The organism is Bythopirellula superficialaquae, from assembly GCF_059632245.1.
Genome location: NZ_CP197426.1, coordinates 4624145 through 4637668, shown reverse-complemented (window position 1 = coordinate 4637668; position 13524 = coordinate 4624145). Strand labels below are relative to the sequence as shown.

The following is a 13524-nucleotide window of genomic DNA, read 5'->3' as shown; positions in this document are numbered from 1 at the left end:
AAGGCGATGTATGGGGGTTCGACAAGTCGTGGGGATTTAACAATCCGTCCGGCCCGCATTTGCCGTTTTGCGGCGATATCGTGACCACTTGCTGCGAGCCACATCAATTTGGCGAGTATCCGCTCTTCGTGCTCCGCCGCAGAGCGCCTTGCGGAGCGAGACCGTTTGAGAGTTTTCCTGACTTCGAAGGCTAACCTATTAGGATTGAAAGTTGATAGAATTTCGCTAGCGGACTTAGAGGCTGAGCGAACGCCATAAACGACAACACTAAAAATGGCTACTAACATCCAAATGCAACCGGTATTGCCACCCACCGACAGACAACAACGAGTAGCCCCTTTGGGGATGTGGCGGAACCTACTTGCCGCTCGCTTGAATCGCCATGAGATCGCTGGCTCGCTTGGTGATATGGGTACGTTTCTACCACTTTTGGTCGGCATGTCGGCACAGAATGGGTTGGACTTCGGTACGGCTCTGTTCTTCGCCGGCTTCTTCAATGTCATCACTGGCATTGCCTTCGCGATTCCAATGGCCGTGCAGCCGATGAAGGCGATTGCGGCAGTCGCCCTGACTGAAGGTTTGACGGTCCCGCAAATACTTGCCGCTGGGGCAACGGTCAGTGCAATCATCCTCGTGCTTGGCGTAACGGGATTGATTGATTGGTTGAATCGTGTTGTGCCGAAGTCCGTCGTCCGTGGCCTTCAACTGGCACTCGGCTTATCTCTGCTGATGAAGGGGATGCAGATGGTAACTGGTACGAATCAGTGGTTCGCCCCCGATAGCTACTTGACCGGCATCGTCTCTGCCGTGACTGTCTTGCTCTTGTTTTTTTCGCGCAAGGCGCCCGCTGCTCTCATACTGTTTGCCGTCGGGCTAACGCTCGCCTTCTGGACGCATCCTAACGTAGCACGCGAGTTGGGGCTCGGCTTCACACTGCCATCATGGACCCCTTTGTCATGGAACGATTTTGTGACCGCATTCCCCAAGGCCGCTCTGCCGCAGATCCCACTCACGACTCTCAACTCAGTAATCGCCGTCTGTGCTTTATCCGCTGACTTGTTTCCAGACCGCCGAGTGGAGCCACGCAAAGTTGCCATCTCGGTTGGAATCATGAACTTGGTCGCCTGCTGGTTCGGCGGAATGCCCATGTGTCATGGTGCGGGTGGACTGGCGGGACAATACCGGTTTGGGGCAAGGACGAACGGCTCCATCCTGTTTCTTGGCGTCGTCAAAATGCTGCTGGCGGTCTCGCTTGGTGCTTCGTTGATGACCCTCTGCCGAGCGTTCCCCGCAAGCGTCCTGGGTGTCATGCTGGCGTTCGCCGGAATGGAACTGGCCCTTGTCTGTCGAGACCAGACCAGTCGCACTGATGCGTTTGCAATGCTGCTAACTGCCGCTGCCTGCATGGGCCTGAATAACATAGCTGTTGGTTTCCTATTAGGACTGGCGATGGCATGGTGTTTGCGATTGGGTTTGTTTCAGGTCGAGGATGAGGAGGCCAAAATTTGAGTGGCACGTGACCTCCAATTGCATCGCTAGTTGTCCCTGCGTGGATGCCCCGCCCCGTACTTGCCATTATCGTCGCGACTTTCTTTTTCTGATGTAAGCCACGAAATGTGTACGGGATTCCCCCGTTCTATTTGACAATGCTGGGATTGGGTCCTATCGTACTCGGACTTGTCGAACGCGTGGCGAACCTCGTCGTGAGCATATTGAAACTCGCCGGACGATTTGTCGGGCACCTGAGCGCGCAATTCAGTTTCGAGACGTTTTTTGTTCTGTCAGAAAGTCGTGAGCTTTTCTAGGAACAACCAGTTTTTTCAGATACCAATGCGCCTAGAATTCTGGATATGCGCATCCAAATTAGGTATAGTAAGCAGAACTTCTCCTAACCGAATTTACACATAAGTTGGGATTGTTCCCGTTCAAAATAGCATTTAGAGCCAACACGCTTGAAAAAAATGAGCAATCACGTAGTCATCGGCAGACAACCCAATCGCACGGCGTTAATCCATACCGCTGTCGACAAGCGTCGGTTCGACATTCTCCGGTTTCACGGAGCATGGATCTATTTATGCGTGGCCGTGGCCGCTGGCAGTGTCCTCGGCCATAACTACGGAGTCGAGCGGAGCATGTTGATTGGGACTGGGGTTGTCGGGGGATTCATGTTCATAGGCGCTTTAGCTGCGGGGTTAACGCGTCGCAAGCGCGAAGCGATCATTGGTGCGGTGCTGATGCTCGTTATGCCCCTTGGGGCTTGGCTTCTGAGCGGGCCGAATCATTTCTTGTGGATACTTGGTGGTTCTGCTCTCGTAGCGATAGGAGCACTAGCCGTTGCCGATCGTCAGGGGTTCCTTGCCACCAGTTCGATTGTTCTCGGTACAGCAGCGTTATCGGCGGCGGCCCCAGCGGCCGCGTTAGGGGCGGGGGCGACTGGTTTCGCAGCATTCTTGCTGTATGGGCTACTATGGCCGTTCTTCTTTTGGCGTACCCAGTGCGTGGCAAATATTCTGAGAACCGGAGCACTACCCTATCTTCGCCCGAATATGCGGCAACTCGGCTTGCAGGAGGCGGCTTTCGTAGCAGTCTGGTCTTTAGGGGCAGCGATTGTATTGCGTTGTCTGGTTTACTGATACACATTGCTACCAAATTATTGGTGCATGCAGCAACTTCCCGTGCAATTGCCCTTAGTTCGCCCACCTTACAAGCGTGCTTTCTACTTCGGTGGTACACCGACTGAGATCCAGATTTCCTGGCAGCAGTATTTGGACGTCGCATTGGGCGTTTGGAGCCAAGTCGGACACGCTGCCAAAAGGGTTGGTCGCAATCACCCTGTTATGATGATCTCGGATTCGAGCGGTTAGGATAATTCGCTCCGCCATATGCAAACCACTATTTCTTACCCGACAATCTACTCTGATGCGGTCCAAGCTAACGTACGTCGCAATCACTGTAGTGTTGATCGATTCAACGTCCTTTAACTCAGTGGATTTGAATTCGTCGCATGGAAGCAACGCCAAAGTCCATACCAAAATGGCTGATACGATGGCGATAAAAGCTGCCCCCAATTCTAGTCGTGAATAACTCAGCATGGGCTCGATCTACAACTTAGTAATAGGGGTTATCTTCACTTGGGACGGTATTAACACCCTGATACTCTGCGTCATACGGGAAAACCTGAACAAACTCTACGTGTCCGTCAAGGAAAACTGCATTGGCCCAGAGGTGGCTTGAATCGGGCAGATACCACTGAGCTCGGGGATTTTGAGCGACTACGCCACTCATCGTTCGGTGGATTGGAATGCTTCCCACGAGGACCTTGCGACTCGATTGCTCATAGAAACCCAGCTTGAGACTTTCTCCCAATGACAAAGGGCTATCATTGAAATTGACATATGAGAAATCCAGGCCAACGAACTTAGCAATTCCCATAGGCATCATGACACCCAGTTGACGATTGTATCCGGAGGCATAGAAGTAGCTACTGCCGTAGAGCACATAAGCACTAGCTGTAGCCTGGTAATCGGCCGTATCGAACCACCAAAGTGGTTCTCCACGGTCGCATGGAGAATGAAATACTTCATAACTCTCGATGTATGCGTTCAGAGGTCTCTGATCCGCAGGCAATGAGCCCCCGAACATCCGGGCGGGCAGCCATGGATCTGATTCAGGCACTCGACCCTGAGGTCCACCAAGCTCTTGAGGTGCAGCGACTGGCATTTTACCCGCGTTGAAGTCCGCGTACATGAATACTCCAAGGCCAATCTGCCGGAGATTGTTCTGGCAATTGATACGGTCGGCCATCGTCCGCGCGTGCTGCAGAGCAGGTAGCAGCAACCCAGACATTATCGCAACTATGGAGATGGCAATGAGAAGCTCGATGAGAGTGAAGGCATCACGCCACATCGGTTTACTGTTGTTCATCGGAGTTATTTTATAATGTTGCTGTTAGGCCGTTTAACTTTGCGTGAGTTCGGATGCTCGCTGCACACCGAGAGATCTCTAACTTCTACGGCACACAGCTAGTGTTCCGGCGGCTAGGACCACTAGGGATATCTGAGTCGGCTCGGGAAGAATAGCAGTTGTATATGCGATAGTTGTGTTACCTATCAGGCCTGCTGTAGTGATAGGTAAGCCTGGCTCCGCGTAGTCAGGTGCAGTTTTGCCCATTTGAGTAATTAGCAAATAGGATGCATCGACTGGAAGAGTCGGAGCGACCACATTGAGTAGATAGTCGTGGAAGCTTCCTGAAAAATATCCAGCGGGATCATCAAGGGCTAGATTGCTTAGACCAACTGGTGTGAGTACAGAAACTGGCAAGAGGTACCCACGCTGCAGTTTATTATTGAAGGCAACGTCTACATCATTCGGATTGATTGGTGCATCCCCATCGGCATTAGTAGTAAAATAAGAATCTAACTCGTAGCTGATGCTCCAGTTATGCGCTGGGCTACGCAGCCATGTACCGCTGTTGCCAAGTCCATCCACCCCAAATGCCTGAGACTGAGCGGCCGCACTCTCGGGTGTAGCGAGAGATTGATTCATCAACAAGAACGGTGTGGCCTGACCGATGTAGTCCAAATCGGTCACCGACACGTTCCAAATACCGGTAGAGGATGGGGTAAGCGCAAGCGTCAATGACCCAGCAAGAGAAGGCGCCAGGTTGAAGCCAGCGCCAGCCATACCAGTGAGATCAGCCATGTTGTGGCTCCAGGCACCGGAAGGGTTGTAGCTGGTTGCTAGACTATGGTCGTCCGACGTGCCTACTAACCAATCACCAGAACTGGGCATGGGTGAAGACGGCTTTCGCCCGGTCATGCTAAGGCTTTCCAAAAGAGTGAACTCTGCGAAGGGTGATGCGGCCTCGCAGAATAAGCCAGAGTTGATGGCGATTAGAGCCAGGGCAGCGATATATAAGACACGACGCATAGCAATAAACCTTCTGCTCTTGAGATATTGAGACTCAGTACCAACAGATTTCAAGCATATCGCTTGCAATTACAGTCAGTCAAGGATAAAAGGAGGTAAATATCCGTAATTTAATCGAATGTCCCGATATGATCTCCCCGTGTCGTGAATCCAAGGGAGCTAATCCGTCGAGCAACAAGTGTACAGCAGTAGTTCAAGTCGCTTGTGATAGTTATCTAGGGCAAACAGGCACCAAGTCACCGAGCTGCATCGTCAACTCTAATTCTGGAGGTACGTCTCATGAACCGTAAGTGTCGATTAGGCGTCTTCGTGTTGTTATGGACGGCGTCAACATGTGTTGCTCAGACTTTTACTGAGACATTTGAAGGGGGAATCCCAGCGAATTGGTCCGTACATGACAATTTTCCAATTCTAGGCGGAACCGGCATCCCTGCATTCAGCGCGGTGCCATGGACGACAAACATTGCCGAAGGCATGTTAAACTACACTAACGGAGGCGGAGCCATAGGCGTGGGGACGGCTGCCACCGCGAGTTCCTATCTCCATTCGGGGCAGTATGATGTCTCGCTGATAACTCCGTCATTCGCCATCACTACGGGCCTCGACGGTAATACGCTTCGATACACAATCAACTATCAACGGGTGGATGCATTTGAAGCTTTTGATACCAATCTAAGCCTCAATGGTGGCCCGTGGATCGTGATGACACACGACACCTCCAGTCTCGGTCCGTTCTACGGCACAGGCCCGCCCAAGGTTATGCGTACGATCGACATGGGCTTCTTCGGCGCGTTGCCCGACGATATGGCTAGGGTTGAGTTCAGATATTACAGTACTTTTCTCTTACCGATGGTCCACAATGAATACGTTCAGATTGATGATGTGCGTATGCCATCGGCCCCTGTGCCGGAACCGTGCTCAGTGAGTATGGTATTGATTGCATTGATGATCCGCGTGGGTGCAACCCGGAAATTCTTTTGACATTTCATCAATAGGACCGACGGACAATATCAGACATCAGAGGATGCGCAGAGATTTTTCCCAGCCAAGCGGCCGGCACATTAGCGGCTGGTCTGGGATCAAACAAATCTTGTCAATAAGCGTGCAGTCTGAAGTCGATGCTGCGAACCCTCGACTCAAGGATATATGCCTTTCGTTTAACTATTCAAAAAAAACACTTCCTTCGGTAAGGATTCAACACCGCGAGTCCAACTAAAAGTAAAAGCGTACTACCTGGCTCAGGAACTGCGAAGTGAGTGGCGACGAGCGGTGCCGTTCCGTAGGCGGCCTGCCAATCGGCGAGGTCAGCCGCGCTGAGCGGATCAGGAGACGCACCACGCTGCCAAACGAGAAAGTCACGACCATTAACGTGCCCGTCAAAGTTGTAGTCGCCCTGGCGATGTACCGCGCCGGTGAGATTGATGGTCACGGTCGGCAGATCCATGCTAAAGGGCCGGGGATTGGTGCTCTGTGGAGCGAGCGTAATCTGACCAGCAAAAGATCCCGTCGTCGTCGTGCCCAAAGTCACCATCAGCCCACCCTGTGTGGCACCGGCGGCGAGATTACTAAAAGTTGTGAACCCTGAAAGTTCGAACGCAGGTGCGGCAAGTGTGAACGCGCCGGCGAGCGAGTCGGCAGGAGCAGCCACGTCGTTTAATATGCCAAGCTCCGCCGTCAAACTGGTTCTGCCTTCGAACGTGCTTCCCAAATTTAGCGTGAATTCATTCGCTCCCGTGGGAGTCAGCGTCCCAACTCCACTCGTCTTTATGACATCTGCCAAGGCGTAATTATTGACAGTGGCCAGGACATTGACCGTTTGGCTGACTAGTGAGCTGTCCGCTAGACCACTCGTCCCGGTGCCGCTTGAAACTAGCTCAATTGTCGCCGTCCCGGACTTTGCCCCAGCGGTCGCAGTATCGACGCCAACTAAGAGGCTAGTGCTGTTGGTGTCACCCGGAACCAGGCCGCTGAATGCACCACTATTCGTCGTAATACCGGTCGTGGGACTGCCGATTGATCCGTTGAGCCTCTCCGAGAATCCATCGTTAATCGCCGTGTTACTGACTGAGACCGCTTGAGCCACCACGTCGCCGACATGCACAATCCCAAAATCGACTGGCTCCGGCGCGTGGACAGGCTCAGCCAACCGAAAAGCAGCACCGGTAATCTGCAGCATTTGCTCGTCTACGTTACCAAAGTTGTTAATGATTCTCATTTGTTGGGCCGTGAGTGCTCCAGCGGTAGTTGCGTTGAACGTCACCGATAGGCTGCCGCTGCTGGCGCCAGCCAAAATTGGGCCAAAATTGCTTGCTGTCACCCCTGAGCCGATGAGCCGACTATCTGTCAGGTTGGCGCCGTTGGCGGTCGTCTGAATGGCTCCACGAAGCTTTGGTCCGATGACTCCCACGTTATTGATCTGGTAGTTCATGGTCGTGGAGCTACCGACGTGCACATTGCCAAAGCTCATCGTTGCGGAGGCTGTGGTGCCGTCCGTCACGTCACCACTCAATGTTTGCGACACACCCGGATAAGCATTGATTGCTCCCGGGCCAGTCACATGCGCACGCGGATTGAAGGCGTTGCCCACGCCGGAGTTACTATTCAGGTAATCGTCATAGACTGTAAAAGTCTTAAAAAGTTGGAGACTCGTACCGTTGTGGATTAAGAACTTAGCGGAAGAACCAACGTCCGCATGCACATCAAGCGTCGACCCCTGATCAACCTGGACGGTGCCACCCGGACCATTGATTGCACCCTCGATAATCAGCACCCCACCCGACGCACGGATGATCCCTGAGTTGTTTATGGCAACCCCAGATGTGCCTTCGTAAAATGTTTTTTCAATCATGCCATGGCCAAAAATCTCACCACCATCGTTGCCAATTTCATCGCCGGAAGTGAGCGTACCATGATTTTGACCAGCTCCGCCAAGCTCCACCGTGCCTCTATTTATTAGTCCGTATGCCATGTTAAAGTGATGAGCGTTGAGAATCCTGAGAGTTCCTGTGTTTAGTTGCAGTGATGCAGCAAGGTCTGTGCCTCCAAAAGTTAGCGTCGAGTTTGCGCCTGAGAGTTCTACCGTGGAAGCGATCATGTCGACCATTGAGCCAACGACTGTAAGGGTTGCTCCGCTGCCACCGTCGACGACGCGGTAGACGCCGCCTGTGAGCGCCCCTGCCGACAGATTATCGAGCCCTGCGGAGAGGGAGAGTATTCCGCTGTCGACGTTGACGGTTCCGAGGTTATTGAAGGCGACACCAATCTCGGTGGCAGTGGCGGCACCGCTCTTGGTGAAGGTGTCATTATTGGTGAAGCTAGGCTGGTTACCACCATTGGGGTAGTAGTACAGGAGGATGTCGGCGTCGTCAGTGGCGTGGAAGGTGCCGTTGTTGGTGATGTTCGCGGCCAGATCGCCCGTGCCACTATCTACCATGTAGAGCGTGCCGCCGCTGAAACTCGCTGCGTCATTGTTGATCAGCGTGTGGCCGTTGTTGCCGTATTCGCCCAAGAACTTGTTGTTGCCGCCGCTGATGGTGAGCGTGCCACTGACCGTCGTCGTTCCAGCCCCCAACAGGTTGCCACCCGTCCAGTCAAACTGATCGTTGGCCGTGAGGACATTGCCCGGAGAGACCGTGAGTATCCCGCCAGAAAGTGCGATACTGCCCGCAGTGGCCGACACATTGAAATTCGCCGTACCGCCGCTGACGATCGTTGTTCCGGTCACGTTGTAGGTGCCATCGATAGCCGTGGTGCCGTTGAAAAAATCGACGTTACCGGCTCCGCTGAGCGAGGAGCTTGTGTCGAGCGAGTGACTGCCGCCAAAATATAACGTCGCACCCGCATCGACGGCAAAGACGCCGCCCGTGCTCATCCCACCTGCGGAGAGGGAGAGTATTCCGCTGTCGACGTTGACGGTTCCGAGGTTATTGAAGGCGACACCAATCTCGGTGGCAGTGGCGGCACCGCTCTTGGTGAAGGTGTCATTATTGGTGAAGCTAGGCTGGTTACCACCATTGGGGTAGTAGTACAGGAGGATGTCGGCGTCGTCAGTGGCGTGGAAGGTGCCGTTGTTGGTGATGTTCGCGGCCAGATCGCCCGTGCCACTATCTACCATGTAGAGCGTGCCGCCGCTGAAACTCGCTGCGTCATTGTTGATCAGCGTGTGGCCGTTGTTGCCGTATTCGCCCAAGAACTTGTTGTTGCCGCCGCTGATGGTGAGCGTGCCACTGACCGTCGTCGTTCCAGCCCCCAACAGGTTGCCACCCGTCCAGTCAAACTGATCGTTGGCCGTGAGGACATTGCCCGGAGAGACCGTGAGTATCCCGCCAGAAAGTGCGATACTGCCCGCAGTGGCCGACACATTGAAATTCGCCGTACCGCCGCTGACGATCGTTGTTCCGGTCACGTTGTAGGTGCCATCGATAGCCGTGGTGCCGTTGAAAAAATCGACGTTACCGGCTCCGCTGAGCGAGGAGCTTGTGTCGAGCGAGTGACTGCCGCCAAAATATAACGTCGCACCCGCATCGACGGCAAAGACGCCGCCCGTGCTCATCCCACCTGCGGAGAGGGAGAGTATTCCGCTGTCGACGTTGACGGTTCCGAGGTTATTGAAGGCGACACCAATCTCGGTGGCAGTGGCGGCACCGCTCTTGGTGAAGGTGTCATTATTGGTGAAGCTAGGCTGGTTACCACCATTGGGGTAGTAGTACAGGAGGATGTCGGCGTCGTCAGTGGCGTGGAAGGTGCCGTTGTTGGTGATGTTCGCGGCCAGATCGCCCGTGCCACTATCTACCATGTAGAGCGTGCCGCCGCTGAAACTCGCTGCGTCATTGTTGATCAGCGTGTGGCCGTTGTTGCCGTATTCGCCCAAGAACTTGTTGTTGCCGCCGCTGATGGTGAGCGTGCCACTGACCGTCGTCGTTCCAGCCCCCAACAGGTTGCCACCCGTCCAGTCAAACTGATCGTTGGCCGTGAGGACATTGCCCGGAGAGACCGTGAGTATCCCGCCAGAAAGTGCGATACTGCCCGCAGTGGCCGACACATTGAAATTCGCCGTACCGCCGCTGACGATCGTTGTTCCGGTCACGTTGTAGGTGCCATCGATAGCCGTGGTGCCGTTGAAAAAATCGACGTTACCGGCTCCGCTGAGCGAGGAGCTTGTGTCGAGCGAGTGACTGCCGCCAAAATATAACGTCGCACCCGCATCGACGGCAAAGACGCCGCCCGTGCTCATCCCACCTGCGGAGAGGGAGAGTATTCCGCTGTCGACGTTGACGGTTCCGAGGTTATTGAAGGCGACACCAATCTCGGTGGCAGTGGCGGCACCGCTCTTGGTGAAGGTGTCATTATTGGTGAAGCTAGGCTGGTTACCACCATTGGGGTAGTAGTAGTACAGGAGGATGTCGGCGTCGTCAGTGGCGTGGAAGGTGCCGTTGTTGGTGATGTTCGCGGCCAGATCGCCCGTGCCACTATCTACCATGTAGAGCGTGCCGCCGCTGAAACTCGCTGCGTCATTGTTGATCAGCGTGTGGCCGTTGTTGCCGTATTCGCCCAAGAACTTGTTGTTGCCGCCGCTGATGGTGAGCGTGCCACTGACCGTCGTCGTTCCAGCCCCCAACAGGTTGCCACCCGTCCAGTCAAACTGATCGTTGGCCGTGAGGACATTGCCCGGAGAGACCGTGAGTATCCCGCCAGAAAAATAGATGCCTTCAATTGTGATGTTTTGACTGAGTGTGACTGCACTGGCACCGATCAGCACATCGTAGGTCAATCCACCGTTACCATTGTCGGGAAACTGCGCTGAGTCCCAATTACTGTCGTCGGTCCACAAGCCTGCTCCCACGAACGTGGACGTTACGTCCGCGGCGGAGCAGTCGGAGATAAGGGGCGATAGGGGAGCGAGTAGAATGACAAATCGGGATACCAAGGAGCAAAAAACTAGATGCTTTCTCATGACAGATAGTCTTTCTTGTAGATTGCTGAAAACAAAGATGTCTAACGTTCCTGGTCTATCGCAAATAGCTTATCCTGCTGCATCGACAACGCATCAATGGAGTGATAATAGTCACCCGGTGTGCAATTCCTATGTCAATCGCTGACGAGCTCAGCCATTACCTTGGCAGGAATCACACATCTCTGACATTTCATTTTCACTGGGTGCGGCGCCTCTGGTGGGAACCGGCAAGCCAAACAGAGATCTTTCAATTGGCAGCAATGCTCCGAGAAACGTGCCAACACTACCGTAGAATCCGTCGGGATCGACTCGCCCCAGCAGCCTCGATAAGGCTGGCACCCACCAGGCCAAATGTTCCCGTATAAAACTGGCCTGCGCATCATGGCTTACGAGTCGACGATCGATCCAATCCGGAGTGTCGACCTCAGCCGCAGCGCGTTCCAGTCCAATCAGGTGCGCCATGAATTCGAGTTCAAGAACGATATGGTCCGATCGCTCAGGACGGTCGTCAGATACCTTTAGTCCGAAGGCTGCGTAGAAGCCGTTTAAATCGGCTAGGCCATTTGACCGCTGGAAAACAAACTTGCTATCGATGTATTCGGTTTCATACAACGGGCATTGCGATGAAACTAGCAATCCGAAAGTCTGCTCATATTTCGAGTTCATTTCTTCTGAGGAGCTAGGCAGGTGTATGAGAATGGACTTCACACAGAGTTCGGATGGTGGTTGTTCTCCCGGTGCCAAGCTTGAGTTGTCCATTTGGGCGTGAGACCGCAAAACAGCGGCTGCTTCGTGAATCAAAAAGTCGTCTTCGAATTCCCTCATCCTTTCCCAAGTACCACTTCTGGGATCCATTAACGTGCACGCAGCGAATCGGTAGAGAATTTGCCTAGCAAGACTGATTGCTTGGTCGTGAGTGTCGATTTGTTTAAGTTTCGTCGTCATGTATCTCTTGCCGCCTTGAAATATGCTTCATCTAGATCGAATTAACATGTGCTTCAGCAGGTCGTTCAAAAGTCGGCTCTTCCACCGTAACGCGAACAACCTCCTCTTTGAATTTATTAAACCCGATCACCGTATCGTTGTAGATCTCCTGCGTCTTGGATGTTCCGTTGGGCATGGTGACTTCAACTTCCGCGACCTTCGGGCCTTCTTCAATTTCGTAGCTGAACACGATCTGCTGGTTAGCCCGAAAAAGCTGCATCACAGCGAGTAGTTCCCTGTCAGGGCAACTATACTGTTCTATTGCGCTATCAACACCAGGCCCAAACATTTGCACTAAATAACCGCGCGGCACCCAGCGAGGAGGTATGTAGAAGCCGTTGGGTTCCGTGCCAAATTGTGGATAGAGCGGCAAGGCAATTTTTCGCTCGCGAATCAAGTAGTAGAGTGGGTTACGTAAATCCTTAGCCCACTTGCCGTCTTCAATCTTTACAAGACCTTGCAGACGAATTTTGCCTACGCAAGCCGACATACAACGAGTTTCCGCTGGCGCACCTGTCGGACTAATCACCGGATCTTTGCCTTCCAGTCGTGGGAAGCAGGCCACACACTTCTCTGAAGTGCGCGTCGTCGGGCGATACATCGCCTTCTTGTAAGGGCAGCCTTCAACGCACTTGCGGTAGCCGCGGCAGCGACTTTGGTCGATCAGCACAACACCATCTTCAGGTCTCTTATATATTGCGTTTCGAGGACACGATCCGAGGCAGCCAGGGTAAGTACAGTGGTTGCAGATTCGTGCCAAATAGAAGCACCAGATCTTGTGCTCAGGAAGCTGAGCACTCCCCCCAAACTGGCGTTCTTTCTGAAATTGATCGCCCGCGGCAGTATCTTCATGGATATTTGGGGATCGCCATTCATCATCGGCAGGTAAATATCCTAGTGCCCGCTGGAAGCCGTCGGGGCTCGGCCTATCTTGCGCTGCTTCAAAGATTGTCTTACCTTCAAAAACGCCATAGGGATTGGCCGGAGATTCGTTTTCCGCTGCGTTCCACACCTGCTTACCTGGGTTGACCTCTTCCAGCATGTTTAGGAGTTTCGCGTCCCAATGTTGAGGATAGCCGCCATAAGGTTTTGATTCGACGTTATTCCACCACATGAGTTCTTGGCCTCGAGAAAAGGTCCAGGTACTCTTACAGGACATCGTACAAGTCTGACAGCCAATACAGCGATTGGGGTTGAAGACGAATGCGAACTGCCACTCTGGGTGGTGTTCTTCATGAGGGTAGCTCATCGAACGTCCGATTTGCCAGTTATAAACCGTAGTCATATCCTGTGTCTCCCATCAAGTTGGCAAATCGATTTGTACCAATTGTTCAGTTAAAGGCATTTTTTCGGTAATCTTCACTCGCATTACGCCGCAGCGGGCGATGACTTGCTTAAAACGTTGCCTTAATACCTCCTCACCAAACTGATGATAAAGCGCGTTGAAGGCAAAGTAGTTGGGATCTTGCGACAATCGGATCAGATCGTCAACGTCCCAACCAAGTCGAGCGTACTCTTCCACGAGCATTCGCACCATGAGTTCTTGGTCCCCTGGCATTTCATGGGCCTGCATTTCGAGTGGGTCTTCGGGAAGAATCTCCCGAGACGCCGGGTGAATCTTCGGGACGGCATTGCTACTATCGAACATTGCGATAAGC

Annotated in this window: 9 protein-coding genes; 3 read left to right on the top strand and 6 right to left on the bottom strand. The window is 53.3% G+C overall.

Features of this window, described 5'->3' with window-relative positions; all coding sequences use genetic code 11:
- Positions 1-273 precede the first annotated feature (273 nt).
- Both SH678x_RS19170 and SH678x_RS19165 read left to right on the top strand, forming a co-directional pair.
- Positions 274-1509 (top strand): putative sulfate/molybdate transporter, encoded by a 1236-nt coding sequence (locus SH678x_RS19170; protein ID WP_496920063.1) that lies wholly within the window; start codon positions 274-276, stop codon positions 1507-1509.
- A 452-nt stretch (positions 1510-1961) separates the two neighbouring features.
- Positions 1962-2633, top strand: coding sequence for a hypothetical protein (locus SH678x_RS19165; protein ID WP_496920062.1), 672 nt, complete (start codon positions 1962-1964; stop codon positions 2631-2633).
- A gap of 475 nt (positions 2634-3108) precedes the next feature.
- Here the strand turns inward: SH678x_RS19165 and SH678x_RS19160 are convergent, their stop codons facing one another.
- Both SH678x_RS19160 and SH678x_RS19155 read right to left on the bottom strand, forming a co-directional pair.
- The gene (locus SH678x_RS19160) at positions 3109-3924 is read right to left on the bottom strand and encodes a type II secretion system protein (RefSeq protein WP_496920061.1); all 816 of its coding nucleotides are present in this window, start codon (positions 3922-3924) and stop codon (positions 3109-3111) included.
- Positions 3925-4002: 78 nt separating this feature from the next.
- Complete coding sequence (locus SH678x_RS19155; RefSeq protein ID WP_496920060.1) at positions 4003-4701, bottom strand: hypothetical protein; 699 nt, start codon at positions 4699-4701, stop codon at positions 4003-4005.
- Positions 4702-5208: 507 nt separating this feature from the next.
- Between SH678x_RS19155 and SH678x_RS19150 the strand changes: the two genes are divergently transcribed.
- Complete coding sequence (locus SH678x_RS19150; RefSeq protein ID WP_496920059.1) at positions 5209-5910, top strand: hypothetical protein; 702 nt, start codon at positions 5209-5211, stop codon at positions 5908-5910.
- Between the two features lie 184 nt (positions 5911-6094).
- Here the strand turns inward: SH678x_RS19150 and SH678x_RS19145 are convergent, their stop codons facing one another.
- From SH678x_RS19145 to SH678x_RS19130, 4 genes are all read right to left on the bottom strand, one after another.
- The gene (locus SH678x_RS19145; protein ID WP_496920058.1) at positions 6095-10882 is read right to left on the bottom strand and encodes a beta strand repeat-containing protein; all 4788 of its coding nucleotides are present in this window, start codon (positions 10880-10882) and stop codon (positions 6095-6097) included.
- 150 nt (positions 10883-11032) lie between these two features.
- Positions 11033-11827, bottom strand: coding sequence for a TorD/DmsD family molecular chaperone (locus tag SH678x_RS19140; protein WP_496920057.1), 795 nt, complete (start codon positions 11825-11827; stop codon positions 11033-11035).
- 31 nt (positions 11828-11858) lie between these two features.
- On the bottom strand, positions 11859-13151 hold the full coding sequence (locus tag SH678x_RS19135) for a 4Fe-4S dicluster domain-containing protein (protein WP_496920056.1): 1293 nt from the start codon (positions 13149-13151) through the stop codon (positions 11859-11861).
- A 15-nt stretch (positions 13152-13166) separates the two neighbouring features.
- Positions 13167-13514, bottom strand: a complete 348-nt coding sequence (locus tag SH678x_RS19130; protein ID WP_496920055.1) for a hypothetical protein — start codon at positions 13512-13514, stop codon at positions 13167-13169.
- Positions 13515-13524: the final 10 nt, after the last annotated feature.